23 protein-coding genes are annotated in these 26,034 nt (G+C 54.9%); 4 read left to right on the plus strand and 19 right to left on the minus strand.

Annotated elements, in window-relative coordinates:
- Window positions 1–8: 8 nt before the first annotated feature.
- From dnaE to rpsB, 16 genes are all read right to left on the minus strand, one after another.
- Window positions 9–3,497, minus strand: a complete 3,489-nt coding sequence (gene dnaE / locus QZQ97_RS21910; RefSeq protein ID WP_126528649.1) for a DNA polymerase III subunit alpha — start codon at window positions 3,495–3,497, stop codon at window positions 9–11.
- Window positions 3,498–3,584: 87 nt separating this feature from the next.
- Window positions 3,585–4,178 carry a ribonuclease HII gene (rnhB, locus tag QZQ97_RS21915; RefSeq protein ID WP_311995159.1) on the minus strand — a complete coding sequence of 198 codons (594 nt, stop codon included), beginning with the start codon at window positions 4,176–4,178 and terminating at the stop codon, window positions 3,585–3,587.
- A complete protein-coding gene (gene lpxB / locus QZQ97_RS21920; RefSeq protein ID WP_311995160.1) occupies window positions 4,175–5,323 on the minus strand; it encodes a lipid-A-disaccharide synthase in 1,149 nt (382 codons plus the stop codon). The genes rnhB and lpxB overlap by 4 nt, the downstream gene beginning before the upstream one ends.
- Window positions 5,324–5,326: 3 nt before the next feature.
- The gene (lpxA, locus tag QZQ97_RS21925) at window positions 5,327–6,115 is read right to left on the minus strand and encodes an acyl-ACP--UDP-N-acetylglucosamine O-acyltransferase (protein WP_006318673.1); all 789 of its coding nucleotides are present in this window, start codon (window positions 6,113–6,115) and stop codon (window positions 5,327–5,329) included.
- Between the two features lie 3 nt (window positions 6,116–6,118).
- Window positions 6,119–6,574 carry a 3-hydroxyacyl-ACP dehydratase FabZ gene (gene fabZ / locus QZQ97_RS21930; protein WP_006318674.1) on the minus strand — a complete coding sequence of 152 codons (456 nt, stop codon included), beginning with the start codon at window positions 6,572–6,574 and terminating at the stop codon, window positions 6,119–6,121.
- Window positions 6,575–6,734: 160 nt separating this feature from the next.
- Window positions 6,735–7,757: a UDP-3-O-(3-hydroxymyristoyl)glucosamine N-acyltransferase gene (gene lpxD, locus QZQ97_RS21935; protein WP_126484822.1), complete on the minus strand. Its 1,023-nt coding sequence runs from the start codon at window positions 7,755–7,757 to the stop codon at window positions 6,735–6,737.
- A gap of 3 nt (window positions 7,758–7,760) precedes the next feature.
- Window positions 7,761–8,258: a molecular chaperone Skp gene (gene skp, locus QZQ97_RS21940; RefSeq protein ID WP_004952213.1), complete on the minus strand. Its 498-nt coding sequence runs from the start codon at window positions 8,256–8,258 to the stop codon at window positions 7,761–7,763.
- Between the two features lie 159 nt (window positions 8,259–8,417).
- Window positions 8,418–10,841: an outer membrane protein assembly factor BamA gene (bamA, locus tag QZQ97_RS21945; protein ID WP_006318677.1), complete on the minus strand. Its 2,424-nt coding sequence runs from the start codon at window positions 10,839–10,841 to the stop codon at window positions 8,418–8,420.
- A gap of 35 nt (window positions 10,842–10,876) precedes the next feature.
- A complete protein-coding gene (gene rseP / locus QZQ97_RS21950; protein WP_006318678.1) occupies window positions 10,877–12,232 on the minus strand; it encodes a sigma E protease regulator RseP in 1,356 nt (451 codons plus the stop codon).
- Between the two features lie 28 nt (window positions 12,233–12,260).
- Window positions 12,261–13,109: a phosphatidate cytidylyltransferase gene (gene cdsA / locus QZQ97_RS21955; RefSeq protein WP_311995161.1), complete on the minus strand. Its 849-nt coding sequence runs from the start codon at window positions 13,107–13,109 to the stop codon at window positions 12,261–12,263.
- A 9-nt stretch (window positions 13,110–13,118) separates the two neighbouring features.
- The gene (gene ispU, locus QZQ97_RS21960; protein ID WP_126528653.1) at window positions 13,119–13,877 is read right to left on the minus strand and encodes a (2E,6E)-farnesyl-diphosphate-specific ditrans,polycis-undecaprenyl-diphosphate synthase; all 759 of its coding nucleotides are present in this window, start codon (window positions 13,875–13,877) and stop codon (window positions 13,119–13,121) included.
- Between the two features lie 278 nt (window positions 13,878–14,155).
- A complete protein-coding gene (ispC, locus tag QZQ97_RS21965; protein ID WP_311995162.1) occupies window positions 14,156–15,352 on the minus strand; it encodes a 1-deoxy-D-xylulose-5-phosphate reductoisomerase in 1,197 nt (398 codons plus the stop codon).
- A 157-nt stretch (window positions 15,353–15,509) separates the two neighbouring features.
- Window positions 15,510–16,067, minus strand: coding sequence for a ribosome recycling factor (gene frr, locus QZQ97_RS21970; protein WP_006318684.1), 558 nt, complete (start codon window positions 16,065–16,067; stop codon window positions 15,510–15,512).
- Window positions 16,068–16,190: 123 nt separating this feature from the next.
- Window positions 16,191–16,916: a UMP kinase gene (gene pyrH, locus QZQ97_RS21975; RefSeq protein ID WP_004952223.1), complete on the minus strand. Its 726-nt coding sequence runs from the start codon at window positions 16,914–16,916 to the stop codon at window positions 16,191–16,193.
- A gap of 148 nt (window positions 16,917–17,064) precedes the next feature.
- The gene (gene tsf, locus QZQ97_RS21980) at window positions 17,065–17,916 is read right to left on the minus strand and encodes a translation elongation factor Ts (RefSeq protein ID WP_006318687.1); all 852 of its coding nucleotides are present in this window, start codon (window positions 17,914–17,916) and stop codon (window positions 17,065–17,067) included.
- 128 nt (window positions 17,917–18,044) lie between these two features.
- The gene (rpsB, locus tag QZQ97_RS21985) at window positions 18,045–18,770 is read right to left on the minus strand and encodes a 30S ribosomal protein S2 (protein WP_004952226.1); all 726 of its coding nucleotides are present in this window, start codon (window positions 18,768–18,770) and stop codon (window positions 18,045–18,047) included.
- Window positions 18,771–19,126: 356 nt separating this feature from the next.
- Here rpsB and map point away from each other — a divergent pair, with 356 nt between their 5' ends.
- The 4 genes from map (at window position 19,127) to QZQ97_RS22005 (ending at window position 24,189) form a co-directional block, all read left to right on the plus strand.
- A complete protein-coding gene (gene map / locus QZQ97_RS21990; RefSeq protein WP_006318688.1) occupies window positions 19,127–19,921 on the plus strand; it encodes a type I methionyl aminopeptidase in 795 nt (264 codons plus the stop codon).
- A 74-nt stretch (window positions 19,922–19,995) separates the two neighbouring features.
- A complete protein-coding gene (gene glnD / locus QZQ97_RS21995; protein WP_311995163.1) occupies window positions 19,996–22,674 on the plus strand; it encodes a bifunctional uridylyltransferase/uridylyl-removing protein GlnD in 2,679 nt (892 codons plus the stop codon).
- A 46-nt stretch (window positions 22,675–22,720) separates the two neighbouring features.
- Window positions 22,721–23,545: a 2,3,4,5-tetrahydropyridine-2,6-dicarboxylate N-succinyltransferase gene (gene dapD, locus QZQ97_RS22000; RefSeq protein ID WP_004952232.1), complete on the plus strand. Its 825-nt coding sequence runs from the start codon at window positions 22,721–22,723 to the stop codon at window positions 23,543–23,545.
- A 254-nt stretch (window positions 23,546–23,799) separates the two neighbouring features.
- Window positions 23,800–24,189 carry a DUF3461 family protein gene (locus QZQ97_RS22005; protein WP_006318690.1) on the plus strand — a complete coding sequence of 130 codons (390 nt, stop codon included), beginning with the start codon at window positions 23,800–23,802 and terminating at the stop codon, window positions 24,187–24,189.
- 101 nt (window positions 24,190–24,290) lie between these two features.
- Here the strand turns inward: QZQ97_RS22005 and QZQ97_RS22010 are convergent, their stop codons facing one another.
- From QZQ97_RS22010 to QZQ97_RS22020, 3 genes are read right to left on the minus strand one after another with little or no spacing between them, the layout of a single operon-like run.
- Window positions 24,291–24,740: a flavodoxin gene (locus tag QZQ97_RS22010; RefSeq protein WP_311995164.1), complete on the minus strand. Its 450-nt coding sequence runs from the start codon at window positions 24,738–24,740 to the stop codon at window positions 24,291–24,293.
- Window positions 24,741–24,770: 30 nt separating this feature from the next.
- The gene (truC, locus tag QZQ97_RS22015; RefSeq protein WP_311995165.1) at window positions 24,771–25,544 is read right to left on the minus strand and encodes a tRNA pseudouridine(65) synthase TruC; all 774 of its coding nucleotides are present in this window, start codon (window positions 25,542–25,544) and stop codon (window positions 24,771–24,773) included.
- Complete coding sequence (locus QZQ97_RS22020) at window positions 25,544–25,873, minus strand: YqcC family protein (RefSeq protein ID WP_311995166.1); 330 nt, start codon at window positions 25,871–25,873, stop codon at window positions 25,544–25,546. The genes truC and QZQ97_RS22020 overlap by 1 nt, the downstream gene beginning before the upstream one ends.
- Between the last annotated feature and the right edge of the window lie 161 nt (window positions 25,874–26,034).

Here is a 26,034-nt window from a genome sequence, read left to right on the forward strand (position 1 = left end):
TTCCTATATTAGTCAAATTCCAGTTCCACCTGCTCATTACCTACCAAAGTCCGCAAATCTATCAACAAGCGGTCGGTGGGCGTCACGCGCCAGGTTGCGCCAAAACGCAGCTTGGCCCGCGCATCTTCCCGTTGATAGTAAAGATGCACTGGAATCGTCCCCGAGCGATGGGGTTCCAACGACTGACGGAGACGGTTCAAAAGCTGGTCATCAATTTGCCTGTCCGTCAGCGAGATAGCAAGCCCACGAGCGTATTTTTCACGGGCTTCACTGATGTCCATTAGTTCGCGGGCCGTCATTTTAAGCCCACCGCTAAAGTCATCAAAGCTGACCTGTCCACTGGCGATCAGGATACGGTCTTTTTCCAACAAATGCTGGTATTTTTCTAACGCATCGGTGAATAACATCACCTCCAGACGGCCTGAACGGTCATCCAGCGTACAAATACCGATGCGGTTACCGCGCTTGGTGACCATAACCCGCGAGGCGATCACCAGCCCAACTGCGGTCGTCATTTTGCCCCGATCCGTCGGGTGCATATCTTTCAAACGCTGGCCACCGGCGTAACGTTCGATCTCCTTCAGATACTGGGTGATCGGGTGGCCGGTCAGGTACAGCCCCAGCGTTTCCCGTTCACCATCCAGCACCACCTGCTCCTGCCAGCGTGGCACGTTGGCATAGGATTGCTCCACCTGCTCCGGCGCTTCCGCCAGGACGCCAAACATGTCCACCTGGCCGATCGCTTCGGCTTTCGCATGCTGATCGGCCGCTTTCAACGCGTCGCCCAGTGAGCTCATCAGCGCAGCGCGGTGCGGCCCAAGACGGTCGAACGCCCCGGACATGATCAGTTTTTCCAGAATGCGACGGTTCAGCTTTTTGATATCGGAGCGCGCGCACAGATCGAACAGGTCTTTAAAGTAGCCCTGCTCCCCGCTGTTGCGCGCTTCGAGAATGGCTTCAATCGGCCCTTCGCCAACGCCTTTGATGGCGCCGATGCCATAAACGATCTCGCCTTCATCGTTAACGTGGAAATGGTACTGGCCGCTGTTGATGTCCGGCGGCAGGATTTTCAGCCCCATGCGCCAGCATTCATCCACCAGCCCCACCACCTTATCGGTGTTGTCCATATCGGCGGTCATTACCGCTGCCATAAACTCGGCCGGATAGTGAGCTTTGAGCCACAGCGTCTGGTATGACACCAACGCATAGGCGGCGGAGTGCGATTTGTTAAAACCGTAACCGGCGAATTTCTCCACCAGATCGAAGATTTTTACCGACAGTTCACCATCGATACCGCGCGATTTTGCCCCATCTTCAAAACCGCCGCGCTGTTTGGCCATCTCAACCGGGTTCTTTTTACCCATCGCACGACGCAGCATGTCCGCCCCGCCCAGCGTATAGCCGGCCAGTACCTGGGCAATCTGCATGACCTGTTCCTGGTACAAGATGATGCCGTAGGTCGGCTCCAACACCGGCTTAAGCGACTCATGCTGCCACTGGATATCCGGGTAAGAAATCTCTTCACGACCGTGTTTGCGGTCGATGAAGTTATCTACCATGCCTGACTGCAACGGCCCCGGGCGGAACAACGCCACCAGTGCGATCATATCTTCGAAACAGTCAGGCTTCAGACGCTTGATCAAATCCTTCATGCCGCGTGATTCGAGCTGGAATACCGCAGTGGTTTCCGAGCGCTGCAGCATATCGAAGCTTTTTTTGTCTTCGAGCGGAATAGCCGCAATATCGATAGGTTCCAGCCCGGTTTTCGCTCGCCGGGCATTGATCATACCCAGCGCCCAGTCGATGATGGTCAGGGTACGCAAGCCAAGGAAGTCGAACTTCACCAGCCCGGCGTATTCCACATCATTCTTGTCAAATTGGGTGACCGGGTGATTCCCTTCCGCGTCGCAGTACAACGGCGCGAAGTCAGTGATCTTGGTGGGTGCGATAACCACGCCACCGGCGTGCTTACCGGCGTTACGCGTCACCCCTTCCAGCTTGCGCGCCATGTCGATCAGCGCTTTGACCTCTTCGTCAGCCTCGTAAATTTCCGGCAGTTGCGGTTCGGCGGCGAAGGCCTTTTCCAGGGTCATGCCCGGATCGGGCGGCACCAGCTTGGAGATGCGATCGACGAAACCATACGGGTGGCCCAACACGCGGCCCACGTCGCGGATAACCGCTTTTGCCGCCATGGTACCAAAGGTGATGATTTGCGATACCGCCTCGCGGCCATACATCTCCGCCACGTGCTCAATCACCAGATCGCGTTTTTCCATGCAAAAGTCGACGTCGAAGTCGGGCATCGAAACACGTTCCGGGTTGAGGAAACGTTCGAACAGCAAGTCAAATTCCAGCGGATCAAGGTCGGTGATTTTCAGCGCATAGGCCACCAGCGAACCGGCGCCGGAACCACGTCCCGGACCTACAGGTACGTCGTTATCCTTCGACCACTGGATGAACTCCATTACGATCAGGAAGTAGCCCGGGAAGCCCATCTGGTTGATCACTTTCAGCTCAATATCCAGACGTTCGTCATATTCAGGACGGCGCTGTGCACGAACCTCCGGATCCGGGAACAGGAATTCCAGGCGCTCTTCCAGCCCTTCCTTCGATTTGAGCACCAGGAAATCCTCGGTGGTCATATCACCGGTCGGGAACTGCGGCAGGAAGTACTCGCCGAGGCGGATGGTGACATTGCAACGCTTGGCGATTTCAACGCTGTTAAGCAGCGCTTCCGGGATGTCGGCAAACAGCTCGCACATCTCGTCTTCGTTGCGCATGTATTGCTGTGTGCTGTAGTTGCGCGGGCGTTTGGGATCGTCAAGCGTGAAACCATCATGGATCGCGACGCGGATCTCATGGGCGTCAAAATCATCCTCGACCAGAAAACGCACGTCGTTGGTGGCCACCACCGGCAACCCACGTTCAGTGGCCAACGCTACGGCTGCATGCAGGTAGTTTTCTTCGTCCGGCCGACCTGTGCGGATCAGTTCGAGATAATAGCTGTCCGAGAAATATTGCTGATAGAAGTCCAGGCACTGATCTACCTGTTGCTGGTTGCCGCGCAGCAAAAACTTGCCGACATCGCCCTGACGGGCGCCAGAAAGCAGGATTAACCCCTCACGGTGTTCAATCAGCCAGTCACGGTCAATAATTGGGCCGGCGGCGCCGTAACCACGCTGGTAAGCGCGAGAAATCAGCAGCGTCAGGTTTTGATAACCTTCATTGTTGGCAGCCAGTACGGTGAGCTGCGCCAGCTCATCGCCCAGCACTTCGCTTTGCACATGAAAATCTGCGCCGATGATCGGTTTGATCCCGGCACCGTGTGCGCTGCCATAGAACTTCACCAAACCGCACAGGTTGGTGAAATCGGTAATCGCCAAAGCAGGCATGGCTAACGCGGCGGCTCTTTTCACCAACGGCCCGATCTTGGCTAATCCATCAATCATGGAGTAGTCACTATGAACGCGCAGGTGAATAAAACGAGGTTCGGCCATATCCAGATACCTGAAACTAGGGGGCTCAGCAAGCTGAACCCGGGTTAACGCTATCGCGTGCCCAGCCCGGATGCCCAGGCCGGCAGATTACAGCTCCAGCGCCCTTCTTACCGGGGCAAAGCTGCGGCGATGATGTTCGGTCGCACCCAGCACGGCCAGGCGCTCCAGGTGGAAAGCGGTCGGATAGCCTTTATGCTGCGCAAAACCGTAATCCGGGAACACACGATCCAATTCGGTCATTTCGCGATCGCGCGTCACCTTCGCCAGAATGGAGGCAGCGCTGATTTCAGCCACGCGGCTATCTCCCTTCACCACCGCCTGCGAGCGCATTGGCAATTTCGGGCAACGGTTACCGTCGATTAATACCATGTCCGGCGCGATATGCAATCCGGCAACCGCACGCTGCATCGCCAACATGGTGGCATGCAAGATGTTCAACCGATCGATCTCGTCCGGCTCGGCACGCCCCAAGCTCCAGGACAGGGCCTTGGCGACAATTTCGTCATACAGTGCCAGACGGCGTTTTTCACTGAGTTTTTTCGAGTCCGCCAAGCCAATAATCGGCCGCTCGGGGTCGAGGATCACTGCGGCGGTCACTACTGCACCCACCAAGGGACCACGGCCTACCTCGTCCACACCGGCAATCAACGTGGCGGCGGGATAGATAAAGGGTTCAATCATGCTTTCGCCAGCTCCAACACAGCCTGAGCGGCCTGTTCATCGGCACCGCAACGGATGCTTTGGTGCAAGGTAAGGAAAGTCTGTTTCAGATCTTCGGTCTGCGGGCTGTCTTCCAACAACGGCATCAGGGCGGCCGCCAGTTTGTCCGGCACGCAGTCGTGCTGCAACAGTTCGGTGACGATTTCACGCCCAGCCAACAGGTTCGGCAGGGAGACATACGGGGTTTTTACCAACCGCTGCGCCAACCAGAAGGTAAACGGCTTCATGCGGTAACCCACCACCATCGGGCATTTGGCCAGCATACACTCCAGCGCTGCAGTACCTGAGGCCAGCAATGCCGCATCGCTGGCGATCATTGCCTCACGTCCCTGGCCATTCAGCAGGTGAACGGTCAGCTCCGGCGCCACTTCAGCCTTGATACGTTCGAACTGTTCGCGCCGTTTGGCGTTGACCAACGGCACCACCACTTCAAGCTCAGGATAACGGGTACGAAGCCGTTGAGCGGTCTTCAAGAAATCGGCGCTCAGCATCTCAACCTCCGCACCTCGGCTCCCCGGTAACAGGGCAAGACAGCGTGCGTCAGGGGCTATGCCCAGCGTAGCGCGCGCGGCCAGTTTATCCGGTTGCAGCGGCATGGCGTCGGCCATGGTGTGGCCGATAAACCGACAGGGAACGTTGAAACGATCGTAAAACGCTTTTTCGAAAGGGAGAAACGCCAACACCAGATCGGTGGCTTTGCCAATTTTGAAAACACGCTTCTGACGCCAGGCCCAGACCGACGGGCTGACATAGTGAATAGTGCGGATGCCGTGCTGCTTGAGACGGCCTTCCAGCGTGATATTGAAGTCGGGCGCATCAATGCCGACAAATACGTCCGGCTTCAACTCACTGAACCGGCGGGTAAGATCCTTGCGGATCTTCAACAGGCGCGGCAAACGCTCAAGCACTTCCACCACGCCCATTACCGCCAGCTCTTCCATTTCGTACCAGGTTTCGCAGCCTTCGGCCTGCATCAGCGGGCCTGCAACGCCAACAAAACGCGCGTCGGGGATCTGCGCCTTGAGCGCTCGGATTAAACCCGCGCCAAGAATATCACCGGAAGTTTCTCCGGCGACCAATCCGATAGTCAATGGACGATTTTGCATAGGTCAGCGAATAATACCGCGGGTTGAACGGCCAAAGAAATCGAGAAACTGCTGCACTACCGGCTGCTCTTTGGCCAGGGCTTCGATTTCAGGCTTGGCTTCGTCCAGCGTTTTACCGCTGCGATAAAGCAGTTTGTAGGCATTGCGAATGGCATGCAGCGCCTCTTTATCAAAACCACGACGCTTCAGCCCTTCGATGTTGATACCGAATGGCGTGGCGTGATTACCCTGCGCAATGACAAAAGGCGGCACATCCTGAGCAACGCCCGAACAGCCGCCAACCATAACGTGAGCACCAATTACACAGAACTGGTGCACCGCCGTCATACCGCCAATGATCGCATAATCATCAACCTCAACGTGGCCGCCCAGCGTCGCATTGTTGGCGAAGATGCAGCGATTACCGACGATACAGTCATGGGCAATGTGCGCGTTCACCATGAACAGGTTGTCGTCGCCGATCTTGGTCAGACTGGTGCCCTGCACCGTGCCGCGATGAATGGTGACGCTTTCGCGGATGCGGTTGCGATCGCCAATCTCGACACGCGTCGGTTCACCCGCGTATTTCAGATCCTGATTCGCTTCGCCGATAGAGGCAAATTGATAGATCTGATTATCGCGGCCGATTTTGGTCACACCATTCACCACAACGTGGGATTTCAGTACCGTGCCAGCGCCGATTTCCACCTGGGAGCCGACGTAACAGAAGGGACCGATGTGCGCGCCAGCGCCGATAATGGCGCCTTCTTCGATAATCGCGCTTGGATGGATAAAGGCGGTTTTGTCAATCACGGATTAAGACTCCCGGCTGCGCGCACACATCATGGTTGCTTCGCAAACAATTTTGCCGTCAACGGTTGCTACGCCTTTGAAGCGCGTCAGGCCGCGACGAGTTTTCTCAAAGGTGACTTCCATGATCATCTGATCGCCTGGCACTACCGGTCGTTTGAAACGGGCTTCGTCGATACCGGCAAAGTAATACAACTCGCCCGGCTCCAGCTTGCCGACGCTTTTAAACGCCAGAATACCAGTGGCCTGCGCCATTGCTTCCAGAATCAATACGCCTGGAAAAATCGGCTTACCAGGGAAGTGCCCCTGGAAAAACGGCTCATTTACAGATACGTTCTTCACCGCACGCAGGAATTTGTGCTCCTCAAAATCAAGGACGCGATCGACCAGCAAGAACGGGTAACGGTGAGGAAGCAATTCCAAAATTTCTGCAATATCCAGAGTATGAGTGTCAGTAGTCAAAATACTCTTCCTGTCTCTAAAAACTGATGGCATCAACAACACGGCCTGCGCTGACCCCAAAAGGAGATCATCATGCAGGCCGCAAATTAACAACTCTTTGCGCTTTTGGTCTTGTGACCAACGCGTTTCGTTTTGTACCCAGCCAGGCGGGCGGCAGTGATTAGTCTTTTCCGACTTTTCGTTCGACAGCTTTTAAGCGCTTGCTAATCTCATCGATATTCATCACCAACGCAGCGGTTTTACGCCAAACTTTGTTGGGTTGTAACGGAATGCCCGAAGAGTATACCCCAGGTTCAGTGATTGGTCGCATAACCATTCCCATTCCAGTGACAACAACCTTATCGGCGATCTCCATGTGACCGTTGATCACGCTGGCTCCGCCGATCTGGCAGTAGCGGCCGATTTTCAGGCTGCCCGCCATAATCACACCGCCGGCGACGGCAGTATTGTCGCCAATCACAACGTTATGTGCAATCTGGCATTGGTTGTCGATGATAACACCATTCCCGATCTGGGTGTTATCCAACGCGCCACGGTCAATGGTGGTGCAAGCGCCGATCTCGACGCGATCGCCGATAATCACCGTGCCCAACTGGGGAATTTTAATCCAGTCGCCGCGTTCGTTGGCATAGCCGAAACCATCAGCCCCAATCACAGTGCCTGATTGGATCAGGCAATGCTGGCCGATCTCGACTTCATGATAAATAGTTACATTCGCCCACAGACGTGTACCTGCGCCAATGCGTGCGCGTTTGCCGATAAAGCACCCCGGGCCGATAACCACGTTATCGCCGAGTACTGCACCTGACTCAATCACCGCATTCGCCCCGATGGCAACATTCTGCCCCAGAGTAGCTGCAGGTGAGATGACCGCGCTTGGGGCGATATCCTGAGCCGGAGCCGGCGTCGTGTCCATCAGCTGCGCCATGCGCGCGTATGTCAGATAAGGGTTTTTAACCACCAGCGCCGCAGAACGGCAGTGTGGTAGATCCGCCTCGGTAAGCACCACTGCGCTTGCCAGGCAGGAGGCCAGCTGCTCTTGATAGCGGCTGTTTGACAAAAACGTGATTTGGCCAGCCTGTGCCGAATGCATAGAAGCAATGCCGGTGATGACGAGATCGCCATCACCGTGCAATTGTGCATCCAACTGCTGCGCTAAATCAGCCAGTCGAATTGAAAGCATGTGTTATTTAACCTGTTTCAGCACGTCGGCAGTGATGTCTTTAGAAGAACCTGCGTAAGCAACGGCGTTAGCATCGATAACTACATCGTAGCCTTCTTTGCTGGCAACAGATTTCACAGCGTCCTGAATACGGCTCAGGATTTTGTTACGCTCTTCCATCTGACGGCGACGGTTGTCCTGCTCAAAAGCCTGCGCTTTCTGAGAGAACTGCTCGCGCTGAGCCATCACGTCTTTTTCCAATTTGCTGCGATCGCTGGCTTTCATGGTAGCGCCATCACGCTGCAAACGTTGCATTTTGGTCTGAAGGCTACGCTCCATGTTCTGAAGTTCGCCCGCACGGCCTTTGAACTCGTTTTCCAGCTGTTTAGCCACGGTTTCACGTGCTGGCAACTGTTGGAAAATGCTGGAGACGTTAACTACAGCGATATTATCTGCTGCCTGAACGCCAGCTGAAGCAGCCATTGCTAAACCGAGGCCTGCGGCACACAACCACTTTTTCACTATAAACTCCTTACCATCACCCATTTGTGTCATATGACACTTGAAGTACACAATCTGCCAGACTTATCCCGTTAAACAATGAGAATCATCTCTCTGTGTCCTGGCGGGCATCTGGCATTTGCGATTCTTAATAACTGCTATGCCCAGAAGCGGGACCTGTTACCAGGTCTTGCCAATGTTAAACTGGAACTGTTCGGACTTATCGCCTTCGTATTTCTTGAGCGGGTTGGCGTAAGAGAACACCAACGGACCCAGCGGTGACATCCATTGCAGGGCAATACCGGCAGAAACGCGGATATTGCTCGCTTTACTGTAGTCCGGAATGTCGTAACCTTGCGTCTTGCTGTTATCCCAGTTGGTATCCCACACGGTGCCTGCATCCATGAACAGCGAGGTACGCACTGAGTTGGCGTATTTTTCGCTGATAAATGGCGTTGGCGTGATCAGCTCCATACTGGCAACTGCCATGGCGTTACCACCCACTGCATCATCCGAATTACAAATGCCCGGACGCGTAGTCGTGTTCCCGCCAGTATATGCGCAATTGTAAGAGTTGGAGTTGTAGTACACCGCTTTCGGACCAATGGTATTCGACCCGAAACCACGAACAGTACTTGAGCCACCGGCGTAGAAGTTCTCGTAGAACGGCATCTCTTTACCGCCCAGACCATCGGCATAGCCCAGACGACCACGCCCCAACAACACCCAAGTGCGGTCATCGTTGATCGGCACGTACTGCACGCTGTCCAGCGTCATCTTGTAGTATTCGTTATCCGACCCCGGAATGGTGACTTTACCATTCAGCGTGGTGCGGTTACCCGACGTTGGGAAATAACCACGGTCAAGGTTGTTATAGGTCCAACCCAGATTCAGCGTGAAGTCATCGGCAGAATAGCTGGCGCGATCGGTGGTGTTCGGGTTCAGGCCCATCGAGTCCAGATAACGCCACATGGCGATCTGTGGCTGCATGTTCGACAGACCGTTATGCACATAACCCAAGCCGGTACGCAACGAGTTGTTTTCGTTGATCGGGAAGCCCAAAGTACCGTCTATACCGTAACTCTTGTTGGTATAGTCGGACAGGTCCGCATCATCCGCTTTAAAGTCGTTGTAGAAGATACGGCCACCCAAGCTAACACCGTCAACGGTGAAGTACGGGTTGGTTACCGACAGCTCGGTGTACGTCTGGTAGTCGTTCTTGGTGCCGCTGATGCCAACGGAATAGCCGGTACCCAGCCAGTTGTCCTGCTGCACGCCCGCCTGGAAGCTGACGCCGCTCTCGGTGCCGTAGCCGACGCCGAAGTTGAAGGTACCGGTGTTGCGCTCCTTCACCTTGTAGGTGACGTCAACCTGATCGGCAGTACCTGGCACGCGCTGGGTTTCCACATCGACCGTTTCAAAATAGCCCAAACGGTTCAGACGTTCTTTGCCCTGTTCAACCTGAGCGTTGCCCAGCCACGCACCTTCCATCTGACGCATTTCACGGCGCAGAACGGAGTCTTTACTGGTGTCGTTGCCTTCAAACTTGATACGGCGCACGTAGAAGCGGTTGCCCGCATCGATATTCACGTGCAACTTGACGGTTTTGTCCGCGTCGTTGATCTCTGGCTGAGTGGCAACTCGCGGGTAAGCATAACCATAACGGCCCAACATCGTTTTGATGTTGTCTTCCATCTTGGTCACTTTACTGCCGTTATACAGTTCACCCGGCTCGATCTTGGTCAACTGCGCGACTTCCGCCGAATGCCCGGCCAGATTGCCGTTCACCATCACGCCGCTGAGCTTATACTGCTCACCTTCGGTGATGTTGATGGTGATGTAGATGCCTTTTTTGTCCGGCGTCAGGCTGACCTGAGTCGAATCAATATTAAAGCGTGCGTAGCCGCGGTCCAGATAGAAACTGCGCAGGGTTTCAAGATCGCCCGCCAGTTTTTGCTTCTGGTATTTGCGATCGCCAACCACGTTCCACCAGGGTACTTCATCACGCAGTTGGAAGCGTGAAATCAGCTCATCGTTAGTGAAGGCATGGTTGCCGACAATGTTGATTTGTTGAATCTTGGCGGAAACCCCTTCCGTGAAGACCAGTTTCAGGTCGACACGGTTACGCGGCAATGGCGTGACTACGGCTTTCACCGAGGCACTGTATTTACCGACGCTGTAGTAGAAGTCTTCCAACCCTTTTTCAATGCTGGAAATCGTGGTGCGGTCGAGCGCCTCGCCAACCCGAACGCCAGAGGCCTCCAGGTTTTGCTTGAGCATGTCATCCTTCACCGACTTGTTGCCGGAGAAAGTGATGCTGGCAATGGTAGGACGTTCCTTAACCTGAACTATCAGCGTATTACCATCGCGCAGCACGCGAACGTCCTCGAAGTTGCCAGTGGCAAACAAGGCACGGATGGTATTACTGATATCATCGTCAGTGACGGTATCGCCTACGCGAACCGGCATGTTGAGTAACGCCGCACCGACGGCGACTCGCTGCAGGCCTTCGAAATGAATATCTTTCACTACGAACCCGTCTGCACCGTATACGGTGGCGCTGCCAAACAGCAGCGACGCTATGAGCAACTTTTTCATCGCCATCGTTGTTATGCGTTCTTCCTAACCTATTCTCGCCCCTAAAGACGAGAAAAATCATTGAAAAGTGCAAGACCCATTAAAAGCACCAACACGATCGAACCAATGCGGTAACTGTAGTCCTGTACTCGCTCGGAAACCGGCCCACCCTTCAGCTTTTCTATCGCCAGGAAGAGGAGATGCCCACCATCTAACACCGGTAATGGGAACAGGTTGATGATACCCAGGTTGACACTAATCAACGCGAGAAACATCAAATAATACACAAACCCGACCCCAGCTGACGCCCCTGCTCCCTGTGCAATCGAAATCGGGCCACTCAGGTTGTTCAGCTTTACATCACCGGTTATTAATTTACCCAGCATGTTGACCGTAAGCCGCATAAGCTGCCAAGTCTTGTCCCCGGCCTGATACAGCGCCGGGAAAGGTCCATACTGACGAATCGTTCTATACTCGGCCGGCAGCGGCAGCACTTTCGGAATGATGCCCGCAAACCCCACGCTTTTGTCTTTTCCCACCGGCTTTGTATCCGGTATCAGCGTCAAAGACAAGGGGGCACCGTTTCTTTCAATCTCTAAAACCAGTGGTTGCCCAGGACCATCGTGGATCCGCTTGACCAACGTTTGCCAACGGCCCAACAGCTGACCATCGACTTTAACGATCCTGTCCCCCGCTTGCAAACCCGCCTTTTGCGCCGCCGAATCCGGCTGCACTTCGGCAAGAACCGATTCTATCTGTGGGCCGCGCGGAATAATACCCAGCGCTACCACGGGATCTTGCTTGTCAGGTTCAAAATTCCACTGGCGTAAATCCAGGGTTTTAGTCACTACCTGCGAAGAACCGAACGGAGCGATACCCACTTCGGTTTCCGCGTCGCCAATCTTCGCCACCAGAGCCAAACGAACTGACTCCCAATCAGGCGTTTCGATGCCATCAACGGACTTTAGTTCCATTCCGGGCGAAATTTCGGCTTGTGCGGCAATCGATTGTGGTGATATTTCACCAATCACCGGACGGAAGCTGGGCACACCGATAATGAACACCAGCCAATAAGCAAGGATAGCAAACAGGAAGTTGGCGATGGGGCCCGCGCTGATAATAGCTGCGCGTTGCCATACGGTTTTATTGTTAAACGCCTGGTGACGGAGTTCCGGCGCAACCGAATCAACCCGCTCATCGAGCATCTTCACATAACCGCCCAGCGGAATCAGGGCAATCACATACTCGGTACCCTGGCGGTCTGTACGGCGCCATAACGCGCGGCCAAAACCGATGGAGAAGCGTTCTACACGGACGCCGCAGCGGCGGGCAACCCAAAAGTGCCCGAACTCATGCACGGTGATTAAAACACCGAGCGCAACAAGAAATGCGACTAAGTTCCAGAGCACGCTAACCATAATCCCTTCACTCCCCGCCGTTGACGGATTAAAACACTAACAGCATCAGGCAGGCAAATACAGGCACTGCTGCGGTCAGGCTGTCGATACGATCCAGTATTCCGCCATGACCCGGGATCAGATGACCACTGTCTTTGATACCCGCTTCGCGTTTGAACATGCTCTCGGTAAGGTCGCCCAGCACTGAGGCCAGCGCGGCGATCACCGAACAAATCAGTAGGGTTGCTGGCACCACATTCAACGGGGCATAACGGCCAAACAGCCAGGATATCAATGCCGAGGTAATCAGACCGCCGATTAATCCTTCCCAGGTTTTCCCTGGAGAAACCTTCGGCGCCAGCTTGTGCTTGCCGAACAGCTTACCGAACATATAGGCGCCGGAATCCGCGCCCCAGACCAGCAGCATCACATACAGCAGCCACCAGGCACCGGTGAAGTGATTCTGTTCGTAGCCGAATTGACGCAATGCCAGCATGCCCCAAAAGAACGGCACAATGGTCAACAGGCCAAAGAGCAGGCGAATCGGGCGTGAATTACGCCACATCGCCGCTGAGCCGGGATAAAACAGCACCAGCAGCAGCGCCGCCAGCCACCAGGCCAGTGACAGCCACAGCGGCCCGCCCACCTGAGGCAAATGGACCGACTGGTGATAGGCTGGAATACTGAGCATCATCAGAGCCAGCAGGAAACCACACAGTATCGCCAACCAGATGCGCTGCGAGCGGGAAGTAAAACCGGCCAGTTGGCCCCACTCCCAGGCAGCTAACATGCACACAACGAGCGTTACCAGGGCAAAGCCCACCGGCGGCAGCAAAAACAGCGCCGCGATAACAATCGGGATCAAGATCAGAGCAGTTATGAGGCGATACTTCAGCAAAAGTTCCCCCTAGGACGCATCGGCGCCGTTAGGTGTTGTTCCCCCGAAGCGACGCTCACGTTGTGCAAATGCATTCAGCGCACCTTCAAAGACAAGTTCATCAAAATCAGGCCAGAGTACATCAGTAAAGTAAAGCTCGGCATAAGCAATTTGCCACAGCAAGAAGTTACTGATGCGATGTTCACCACCGGTGCGGATAACCAGATCCACCGGCGCCAAATCGTTCATGCAGACCCGCTCGCCCAATAACTCTTCGCTGATTTGATCCGGACGCAGCAAACCACCCTGCACCTGCTCAGCCAGATCCCTTACTCCCTGAATGATATCCCAACGACCGCCGTAGTTGGCGGCGATGTTGAGCGTCAGGCCATCGTTATTTTCTGTCAGTTGCTCAGAGCGACGGATCCGCTCCTGCAAACGCGTGCTGAAACGGCTGATGTCGCCGATCACCCGCAGTCTGACGTTATGTTTATGCAGGCTTTTTACTTCACTATCCAAGGCACGGACAAAAAGCTCCATTAGCGCGGAGACTTCCTGTACCGGACGATTCCAGTTCTCGCTGCTGAAGGCATAAAGCGTGAGTGCATCTAAATGGTTGTTGGCGGCAAAACTGACCGCACGACGTACCGATTTCACCCCTGCTTTATGACCGAAGACACGTAACTTGCCCTGACGTTTAGCCCAGCGCCCGTTGCCGTCCATAATAATGGCGACATGTCGTGGCCCAAAGACGGACGGATTAGCCTCTTGTTGATTTGCGGACGACATAACTCGTACTTATTTCCTCAATAGAAATACAACTGCCCTTCCGGAACATCAGGCCCTTACGCGCAAAAAAAGCCGTGTGCCCGACACGGCTTTTCAGTCTGCCCCCGCACACCCGGTGATATCCGGGGCACTATCGGCATCCGAGATGCCAATCAGGCCATAATTCAACGGTATAACCGCTGACAGGTGGCGCAGACTATACCACCTCAGCTGGGCATGAACAAACAGCCCCACTGCGGCACGCGTAATTTGCGAACAAAATAGGATAATAGCCGGTATCAACCACGCAGTGACTTCACAACCTCAACGGCAACCTCGCGGGCCTGACGATCTATGTCTAAGACCGCATCAATGCAGGACGGTTCCTGCAAAGACAACCGTTCGACTACTTTTTGGTTCACTGCCGCAATATCGGTAAAGCGAATCTGCTCTTGCAGGAAGGACGCAACGGCCACTTCGTTAGCCGCATTCAGCGCGGTAGTTGCCGCCTGGCCGGCATCGAAGGCGTCAATCGCCAGATAAAGGCAGGGGTAACGCTCCCGCTCAGGTTCTGCAAAGGTCAGCGAACCGATACGGCAGAAATCCAGCGCTTCCACGCCAGAGCTGACCCGCTGCGGATAAGCCATCGCATGGGCGATTGGCGTACGCATATCCGGCGTGCCCAACTGGGCCAACACGCTGCCATCAGCATAGCGCACCATTGAGTGAATCACCGACTGCGGGTGCAGAATCACTTCCATTTGTTCAGCCGAAGCGTTGAACAGCCAACGGGCCTCAATATATTCCAGTCCTTTGTTCATCATGGTGGCGGAATCCACCGAGATCTTGCGCCCCATTGACCAATTAGGATGGGCGCAAGCCTGGTCCGGCGTCATTGTGGCAAACTGATCCAACGGCGTAGTACGGAACGGACCGCCAGAACCGGTAAGCACAATGCGCGAAACACCATGTTCGACTAATGAAGAGTATCCCAACTGGCGCTGAATGCTTTCAGGCAAACTCTGAAAAATCGCGTTATGTTCGCTGTCCAGCGGCAACAATTGTGCCTTGCTCTTTTGTACCGCATCCATAAACAGTCGGCCACAGGTCACCAGCGACTCTTTGTTCGCCAGCAATACCTGCTTGCCGGCGCGGATCGCCGCCAGCGTCGGCAGCAACCCGGCAGCGCCAACAATAGCAGCGGTGACCTGATCGACATCATCCAGCGCCGCCAACTCACAGGCGGCCTGTTCACCCGCCAGCACCTCAGTGCCAACGCCGTTTTCCGCCAGTACGTCACGCAGTGCGCGCGCAGCGCCTTCGTCCGCCATCGCAGCATAAGCCGGGCGAAACTCCATACACTGTTGCGCCATCACCGCTACATTGCGGCCTGCAACCAGCGCTTTAATCGCAAAACGGTCGGGATTTTCCCTGACCACGGCCAGGGTGCTGGTTCCCACTGAGCCGGTGGAACCAAGAATAGTCAGTTGCTTCATGAGTTCACTCTGAATAACTGTCTGATGAGATCGGAGGTGTTCCAGTGTGTAACCTTGGCCACCACTTGTCCATGATCAATCAGTACGATGAAACGGGATCTGCGCCACAAAAAACAAAGCGCCGCCCAGGCGACGCTTTTTTTCTGCGCGATGCTGATTAGAAATCCATCAGCTCTTTTTCTTTATCCGCCAGAGCGGCATCCAGAAGTTTGATGTAAGCATCGGTCAGTTTTTGAACATCTTCCTGTGAGCGACGATCTTCGTCTTCGCTGATTTCTTTGTCTTTCAGCAGCGCTTTAACTTTGTCGTTGGCGTCGCGACGAACGTTACGCACGGCCACACGGCCCTGCTCGGCTTCGTTGCGCACAACTTTGATCAGATCTTTACGGCGTTCTTCGGTCAGAGGAGGAAGCGGAACACGGATCACGCTGCCTGCTGAACTTGGATTCAGGCCGAGGTCTGAAGACATGATGGCTTTTTCTACCGCTGAGCCCAGGGAACGATCAAACAAGTTGATGGCCAGGGTGCGGGAGTCTTCTACGGTCACGTTAGCCAGCTGACGCAGCGGCGTAGCAGAACCATAATATTCCACCATGATGCCGTCCAGGATGCTTGGGGAAGCACGGCCGGTACGGATTTTGCTGATTTGGTTTTTGAATGCTTCTACGCTTTTTTCCATGCGTGAATCAGCATCTTTTCTGATTTCATTAATCACGTTGCGAACCTTTAGAAACGGGTTACTTGGCAGGCTATACACCAGTATAGCCCGTGAATTTTACTTGAGGAAAGCGCTCAACGCACAGCGTTATCCGCTCCCGCTAAATTTGGCAGAACAGCTTTATTTACTGATCAGCGTACCTTCGTTTTCACCCATCACTACGCGGCGCAATGCACCCGGTTTGTTCATGTTGAATACGCGGATCGGCAGACCGTGATCGCGGGCCAGCGTAAACGCCGCCAGGTCCATCACTTTCAGCTCGCGCTCAAGCACGTCCTGATAGGTTATATGTTCGTACAGCGTTGCATCCGGGTTTTTAACCGGGTCGGCGGAGTATACACCATCGACTTTGGTCGCTTTCAGTACCACGTCGGCTTCAATCTCAATCCCACGCAGGCAAGCTGCTGAGTCGGTGGTGAAGAACGGGTTGCCGGTACCGGCAGAGAAGATAACCACGCGGTTATTACGCAGCAGGCTGATTGCCTCGGCCCAGCTGTAGTTGTCGCACACGCCGTTCAACGGGATGGCCGACATCAGGCGGGCGTTCACATAGGCACGGTGCAGTGCATCACGCATAGCCAGGCCGTTCATCACGGTAGCCAGCATTCCCATGTGGTCGCCCACTACGCGGTTCATTCCGGCCTGCGCCAGACCCGCGCCGCGGAACAGGTTACCGCCGCCAATCACTACACCGACCTGAATTCCCAGTTCGACCAGCTCTTTAACTTCCTGAGCCATGCGATCCAAAACGCTGGCGTCGATACCAAAACCTTCTGCGCCTTGCAGGGCTTCGCCACTCAGTTTGAGCAGAATACGCTGATATACGGGTTTTGCATTGGTTGCCATGGTGTTCTGTCCTAAGAAGCAGTATTAGTATTGGGGATTTCAGCCGATGAAGCGCGCCTGTGCTGAGTATAGCGCCACAGGGCCTGCCACCGGTGTAATTCTGGCTGGATAAAATGGAACCGCCAGACGGCGGCTCCATTAACAGTCATTAAGACTGTTTGCTCATTGCTGCAACTTCAGCAGCAAAGTCATTTTCAACTTTCTCGATGCCTTCGCCCACTTCGAAGCGGATGAAGTTAACAACGTCAGCGTTGTGCTCTTTCAGCACTTGGCCAACGGTCTTGCTTGGCTCGATCACGAAAGGTTGACCGGTCAGAGAAACTTCGCCGGTGAATTTCTTCATGCGGCCTTCAACCATTTTCTCTGCGATTTCTTTCGGCTTGCCAGACTGCATGGCGATGTCCAACTGAACCTGGTACTCTTTTTCTACCACTTCAGCAGACACGTCTTCAGGCTTCACGAATTCAGGTTTGCTAGCCGCAACGTGCATGGCAATTTGCTTAACCAGCTCTTCGTCAGCGCCTTTAGCAGCAATCAGAACGCCGATGCGTGCGCCGTGCAGATAGCTGCCCAGCACTTCGCCTTCCAGGGAAGCTACGCGACGGATGTTGATGTTCTCGCCGATTTTTGCAACCAGCGCTACACGTTCTTCTTCGAACTGTGCTTTCAAGACGTCAACATCAGTGATTTTGCCTGCAACAGCGGCTTCCAGCACTTTGTCAGCGAACGCCTGGAAACCGGCATCTTTAGCCACGAAGTCAGTCTGGCAGTTAACTTCTACGATCACGCCGTAGTTGCCTTCGATCTTGGTTTTGATCACGCCGTCAGCAGCTACGTTGCCTGCTTTTTTCGCTGCTTTGATCGCACCGGATTTACGCATGTTTTCGATTGCCAGCTCGATGTCGCCGTTAGATTCGACCAGAGCTTTTTTACAATCCATCATGCCAGCGCCAGTACGCTCGCGCAGTTCTTTTACCAGGGCAGCGGTAATATCAGCCATTTCTTTTTCCTCGGTTATCTCGCACGGAGATAGTTCTCATTCAGATAAGCAAAAGGGGCCTATTTAGGCCCCTCTAACCAACATATTCAATACCTGGTTAATAAGGGCTCTGTGACGAGCTTGCCTTATTATTCAGCTTCTACGAAGCTTTCTTCCGCCTGAACGGCCAGATCTTGAGAACGACCTTCACGGACGGCGGCAGCAACGGCAGTCAGGTACAATTTGATTGCACGGATTGCATCGTCGTTACCAGGGATGATGAAGTCAACGCCGTCTGGATCAGAGTTGGTATCAACGATAGAGAATACCGGGATACCCAGGTTGTTGGCTTCTTTGATCGCGATGTGTTCGTGATCTGCATCGATTACGAACAGAGCGTCAGGCAGACCACCCATGTCCTTGATACCACCCAGAGAGTTTTCCAGCTTGGCCAGTTCGCGAGTACGCATCAGCGCCTCTTTCTTGGTCAGCTTGTCAAAGGTGCCATCTTGAGACTGGATTTCCAGATCTTTCAAACGCTTGATTGACTGACGAACGGTTTTCCAGTTAGTCAGCATGCCGCCCAACCAGCGATGGTTCACGAAGAACTGATCGCAGTTGTTAGCATATTCTTTTACCGCTTCGCTTGCTGCGCGCTTGGTACCAACGAACAGGATCTTACCTTTGCGGGAAGAGATCTTGGTCAGTTCAGCCAGTGCTGCGTTGGCCATTGGTACGGTTTTTTCCAGGTTGATGATGTGAACCTTGTTACGTGCGCCGAAGATGAAAGGCTTCATTTTCGGGTTCCAGTAACGGGTCTGGTGACCAAAGTGTACACCGGCCTGGAGCATGTCGCGCATGGAAACAGTTGCCATGATTAAACCTCTATAGATTAGTTGGGGTTATGCCTCCACGTATCCCATAACGCCGACCCCGGCGGTGATAAATCACCTCAGGGCACCCCGGCGAATGTGCCGATACGTGTGTGTTATTTACACAATGTGAGTGCAGTTTAAAGTATTTTCGGCTTTTTCCGTTATCGCCACAAGGACCAACTTACGGATCGCCGGCGCGCTTTATACCATAAACCCACCACCGACACCAACTTTAGTTGCGTTTCCCGGGCCGCCGAGAAATCAAATTTGGCAGCCTCTGGCCGGGCTGATACCATAAGAGACTGCTTCTTATTTCTTTCTGTTGTCGGCGAGCACGACACCTGCGGACGAATTTCATGGCAATCTCAATTAAAACACCTGATGACATCCAAAAAATGCGCGTGGCAGGCCGTCTGGCCGCCGAAGTGCTGGAGATCATCGAGCCGCACGTCAAACCTGGCGTGACCACCGGCGAGCTGGACCGTATCTGTCACGAGTACATTACCAACGAGCAACAGGCCATCTCCGCCTGCCTCGGCTATCACGGCTTCCCGAAATCCGTGTGCATCTCGGTGAACGAAGTGGTGTGCCACGGCATCCCGAGCGATGACAAAGCGCTGAAGGACGGCGATATCGTCAATATCGACGTGACCGTCATTAAGGACGGCTTCCACGGCGATACTTCCAAAATGTTCATCGTCGGCAAGCCGACTATTCTGGGCGAGCGGTTGTGTCGCGTCACCCAGGAAAGCCTGTATCTGGCGCTGAAAATGGTGAAGCCGGGCATCCGCCTTCGCACCCTGGGCAAAGAGATCCAGAAATTCGTCGAAGCCGAGAAGTTTTCCGTGGTGCGCGAATACTGCGGTCATGGCATCGGCGAAGTGTTCCACGAAGAACCGCAGGTGCTGCATTATGACGCCGATGACGGCGGCGTGGTGCTGCAGGCCGGCATGGCGTTCACCATAGAACCCATGGTCAATGCCGGTGACTACCGCATCCGAACCATGAAAGACGGCTGGACGGTAAAAACTAAAGATCGCAGCTTGTCGGCGCAGTATGAGCATACTATTGTGGTCACAGATAACGGCTGCGAGATAATGACGTTGCGCAAGGATGACACCATCCCCAACATCATTACGCACGAGATGTAAGCGCCGCGGCGTTCTGCCGCGATGCATGATGTCACAGGCCGGCTTTTGCCGGCCTTTTTTATGGGCTGCGTACTATGTCTGAAAATTTTCGCGAACAGAGCCACTCGGTCATTGAGCAACAGGCCGCGCCGAAGCAGCCTGAGTATCCCAATGCCTATGGTGATGAAGAGATTAATTGCGGCGCGCTGAAACAACGTCTTGAGCAATTTCAGCTGTGGCTTGCGGCAGCGTTCAACGCCGGCTCCAGCGCCGAAAGCCTGGTCGCGGCCCGCAGCGATTTTATCGATCGCCTGCTGCGTCGTCTGTGGGTTTTTTATGGTTTCGAAGATATCCCGGAAACCGCACTGGTGGCGGTCGGCGGCTATGGCCGCGGCGAGCTGCACCCGCTTTCTGACATCGACGTGCTGGTGCTAAGCCAGCGCCGCCTGAGTGAACAACAGTCGCAGCGCGTAGGGGAATTTATCACCCTGCTTTGGGATCTGAAACTGGAAGTGGGCCACAGCGTACGCACGCTGGAAGAGTGCCTGCTTGAAGGGCTGGCGGATCTGACCGTGGCCACCAACCTGATTGAGTCGCGCATGATCTGCGGCGATGTCGCGCTGTTCCTGCAAATGCAAAAACACATTTTCAGCGACGGCTTCTGGCCCTCTCCTCAATTTTTCCACGCCAAGGTGGCTGAGCAACAGGAACGCCACCAGCGTTACCATGGCACCAGCTATAATCTTGAACCCGATATCAAAAGCAGCCCCGGCGGCCTGCGGGACATTCATACCTTGCTGTGGGTGGCGCGACGTCACTTCGGCGCCACCTCGCTCGACGAAATGGTCGGTTTCGGCTTCCTCACCCAGGCCGAACGCAACGAGCTAAATGAATGCCAGAGCTTCCTGTGGCGTATCCGCTTCGCCTTGCATCTGGTACTGCCGCGCTACGACAACCGCCTGCTGTTCGATCGCCAACTCAATGTGGCGCAATTGTTGCGTTATGAAGGTGAAGGCAACGAACCGGTTGAGCGCATGATGAAGGATTTCTACCGCATGACGCGCCGCGTCGGCGAACTGAATCACATGCTGCTCCAGTTGTTCGACGAAGCGATACTGGCATTGGACGCCACGGAAAAACCACGCCCTCTGAACGAGGATTTCCAGCTGCGCGGCGATCTGATCGATCTGCGTGACGAAACGCTGTTCATCCGCCAGCCGGAAGCTATCATGCGGATGTTTTACCTGATGGTGCGCAACCGCGAAATCAAAGGCATTTACTCCACCACCGTACGTCAGTTGCGCCATGCGCGCCGCCATCTGAAGCAGCCACTGTGCAACATTCCAGAAGCGCGAGATCTGTTTATGGCCATTCTGCGCCATCCGGGCGCAGTCGCACGCGCGCTGGTGCCGATGCACCGCCACAGCGTGCTCTGGGCCTATATGCCGCAGTGGGGCAAGATCGTCGGGCAAATGCAATTCGATCTGTTCCACGCCTATACCGTCGACGAACACACCATCCGCGTACTGCAAAAGCTGGAAAGCTTTGCCGATGCAGAAACGCGGCCACGCCATCCGCTGTGTGTGGAACTCTACCCACGCCTGCCAAATCCGGAATTGCTGCTGCTGGCAGCGCTGTTCCACGATATCGCTAAAGGCCGCGGCGGTGACCACTCGCTCCTCGGCGCACAGGATGTGCTGGAGTTCGCCGAACTGCACGGCCTGAATTCGCGTGAGGCTCAACTGGTGGCCTGGCTGGTGCGCTGCCATTTGCTGATGTCGGTGACCGCCCAGCGCCGCGATATTCAAGATCCCACGGTTATCCAGCAATTCAGCGCTGAAGTGCAAAGCGAAACCCGTCTGCGCTATCTGGTTTGCCTGACGGTGGCCGATATCTGCGCCACCAACGAAACCCTGTGGAACAGCTGGAAACAGAGCCTGTTGCGTGAGCTGTACTTCGCGACGGAAAAGCAACTGCGTCGCGGCATGCAAAACAGCCCCGACTTGCGCGAGCGGGTACGCCACCACCGCCTGCAGGCGTTGGCGTTGCTGCGCATGGATAATATCGATGAAGAGGCGCTGCACCGCATCTGGAGCCGCTGCCGGGCCGACTACTTCCTGCGCCACTCGCCCAATCAACTGGCCTGGCACGCCCGCCATCTGCTGGCCCATGACTCCACCAAACCGCTGGTACTGGTCAGTCGCCAAGCGACGCGCGGCGGCACCGAAATCTTCATTTGGAGCCCGGACCGCCCTTACCTTTTTGCCGCCGTGGCCGGCGAGATGGACCGCCGTAACCTGAGCGTGCATGACGCGCAGATTTTCACTAACCGCGACGGCATGGCGATGGACACCTTCATCGTGCTCGAACCGGACGGCAGCCCGCTGGCTCAGGATCGCCACGCGGCGATCCGCCACGCGCTGGTTCAGACCATCACCCAGCGGGAATATCAGCCGCCGCGCGTGCGCCGGCCGTCCTCCAAGTTGCGCCATTTCAGCGTGCCGACCGAAGTCAGCTTCCTGCCTACGCATACCGATCGCCGCAGCTATCTGGAACTGACCGCACTTGACCAGCCCGGCCTGCTCGCTCGGGTGGGCGAGGTCTTCGCCGATCTCGGCCTGTCGCTGCACGGCGCGCGCATTTCCACCATTGGCGAACGAGTTGAGGACTTATTTATTCTGGCCGACAGCGATCGACGCGCCCTTAATCCGGAAACACGCAGAAAGTTGGAACAACGGTTGACAGAGGCCCTCAATCCAAACGATAAAATGTGATACAAGTAACCTTTTCGTAGACAACAACATCAGGACAGAGAACAGCATGCAGCAATTACAAAACGTTATTGAAAGCGCCTTCGAACGCCGCGCGGATATCACTCCGGCGAACGTAGACACCGTAACGCGCGAAGCGGTAAACCAGGTGATCGGCCTGCTGGACAGCGGCGCCCTGCGCGTTGCCGAGAAGATTGACGGTCAGTGGGTAACGCATCAGTGGCTGAAAAAGGCCGTGCTGCTTTCTTTCCGCATCAACGACAACAAAGTGATGGACGGTGCCGAAACCCGTTATTACGACAAAGTCCCGATGAAGTTCGCTGATTACGACGAAGCGCGATTCCAGAAAGAAGGTTTCCGCGTGGTACCGCCGGCGACCGTTCGCCAGGGCGCATTCATTGCACGCAACACCGTATTGATGCCGTCCTATGTGAATATCGGCGCTTACGTTGACGAAGGCAGCATGGTCGATACCTGGGCTACAGTGGGTTCCTGCGCGCAGATCGGCAAAAACGTTCACCTGTCCGGCGGCGTCGGCATCGGTGGCGTACTGGAACCGCTGCAGGCCAACCCGACCATCATTGAAGACAACTGCTTCATCGGCGCGCGTTCAGAAGTGGTTGAAGGCGTAATCGTCGAAGAAGGCTCCGTGATCTCCATGGGCGTTTACCTCGGCCAGAGCACCCGCATTTATGACCGTGAAACCGGTGAAGTGCATTACGGCCGCGTTCCCGCCGGCTCGGTAGTGGTTTCAGGTAACCTGCCGTCCAAAGACGGTTCTTACAGCCTGTATTGCGCGGTTATCGTCAAGAAAGTCGACGCCAAGACCCGCAGTAAAGTCGGTATTAATGAGTTATTGCGCACCATCGACTAAGCTGAATATAGCGGGTCACTATGCCCTAAATAATTGGGGCTGCATCAAGGCGGCAAGAGAGCTTATCCCGATGAGCTTACACCAGTAAGTGATTCGGGTAAGTGAACGCAGCCAACACAGAGGCAGCTTCAAGTATGACGGGTATAACCCGCTATTTTTTTGTCTTCAGTACGCGAGCAGTCACAGTCTCTGGCACGGTTTTTCGCCATAATCCCAGACCGTGGAATAAAGTCTATTTATAAGGTGGCGCTATTATGTATGACAACCTGAAAAGCTTGGGAATCAATCAACCGGAAGATGTCGATCGCTATAGCCTGCGTCAGGAGGCCAATAACGACATTCTTAAGATTTACTTCCGCAAGGATAAGGGCGAATTCTTTGCCAAGAGCGTGAAGTTCAAATACCCGCGTCAACGCAAAACCGTAGTGGCGGATAACGCCGGCCAGGGTTACAAAGAAATTCATGAGATCAACCCGAACCTGCGTTACGTGATCGATGAACTGGATCAGCTATGCCAACGCGATCAGGTTGAAGTGGATCTGAAACGCAAAATTCTTGATGACCTGCGTCATCTGGAAGGCGTGGTATCCCACAAAATTGCCGAGATCGAATCCGATCTGGAAAAACTGACCCGCGGAAAATAAACTCAGGGCCGGTTCACCCGGCCCACAAGCGTGACTATTTTTCACCCTATGAATGTCAAGTTGCAGCCAACAACGCTGCAGCTTGAAAGGCGACAGGGAAATTATTTCAGCAGCGCGCCCCATTGCTCAACCCATGGGCAGGAAACCACTTCCGGCTCGGGTTGTTCCATCGCATCTATCTCCAGCACCTCACCCACGCGGGTTGCCCCCTGCTCTTGCAACAGTGCGTCAAAAGCACGCCCGGCACCGCAGAAATTGTCGTAGCTGCTGTCACCGAGTGAAATCAAGCCATAGCGCAGTTCCGGCTGATAGCCGATTTGATCGCGGATGGCATGAAACAGCGGCGCAATGCTGTCCGGCAAATCGCCCTGGCCGGTGGTGGAGGTGACCACCAACACATAGTGCTGACGGTAGAATTGCCAGGCCTCAAGCCGGCCCTCCTCAAACAGTTTGACCTCATGCCCCTGCTCGCTAAGGATATTTTCCGCCTCTTCCGCCACCAGCAGTGAATTGCCGTAGACCGTTCCCACGAAGATTCCAACCTGAGCCATTGCCCCTACTCCCTCAATTACCTTTAAAAATTACCCGTTATCCTGACCGTTAGCCGCACTAAACTCAACCCCGGCGAGCTCGGGGAAACACCCTGCCCAGCCAAACTGCGACATGACTCCCTGCCAGGGTTCGTCCCAGCGTGCAGAAATAGATAATGGCTCACCGGTCACAGGATGCTTCAACTGCAGATGGCTGGCGTGCAACATCAAGCGCGGGCAGCCGAAGTGCTGAGCCATGCCGCGGTTCTGGCGCAAATCGCCGTGCTTGCTGTCACCAATGATCGGATGACGAAGATGCACCATATGGCGACGCAACTGATGCTTGCGGCCGTTTTCCGGCTTCAACTCCAGCAGGCTGTAACGCGCGCTGTCATAACGGCCAATGGCGATCGGCATCTCCACCTGCGCCAGCGGCCGATAGTGGGTGACCGCCGGCTGCGGGCCTTTATCGGCGGCGGCATGCTTATCGGCGATTTTGTCCAGTTCTTCCGTCAACGGGTAATCGAGGGTCGCCCCTTCCTGCACATAGCCACGTACCACCGCGTGATAGGTTTTCTGCACCTGGTGTTGCTCGAACTGCTGCGACAGCAGGCGCGCGACCTCGCTGGACAGCGCCATCAGCAGCACACCGGAGGTCGGGCGGTCGAGGCGGTGCACGGTAAACACATGCTGACCGATCTGGTCACGCACCGTCTGCATCATAAACCGGGTTTCATGACGATCCAGCCAGCTGCGATGTACCAGCCAGCCCGATGGCTTGTTCACCGCCACCAAGTGCTCATCCTGGTAAAGGATCTCAATCATTATTGCGGTTCTTTATTCAACATAAGATCCAAACGTTCCAGCAGTACCAACAGCGGCATGCAGTTCGGATCCTTATCTTTCAGCGCCTCTTCGAAGTAAGGCGTAATGGCGAAACGCGTCGGCAGTGGCGCATGCGCATCCAGTAGCGCGTACATCCGCGGCAAAAATATCCATTGCAGCCACTCTTCGGCCTGCATGCTGTCTACGCAGAAGGGTTCGGTGCTGGCGAAGGCTTCAGGCTCGGGCGGTGTGGCTTGCCACAGCGCCAGCTCTCGCATTGACTGTTCAATCGCCTGCAAACTAAGGCGAACCTGATTTTGTATACTCATCTGCATTCTCGATCTGTTTAAACCATGATATTCAGCGGCGCGGCTGAAAGACGGCAAAGCATAGCATTTTACCCTTTATAGCCCAAATTCGACTGAGTGGATGATATCTACCGATTTGATCTGGTGACGCCCGCCGCCACACGGCACAATGAGCTCACCGA

The organism is Serratia sp. root2 (assembly GCF_031931805.1).
GTDB classification, from domain to species: Bacteria; Pseudomonadota; Gammaproteobacteria; order Enterobacterales; family Enterobacteriaceae; genus Serratia; species Serratia inhibens.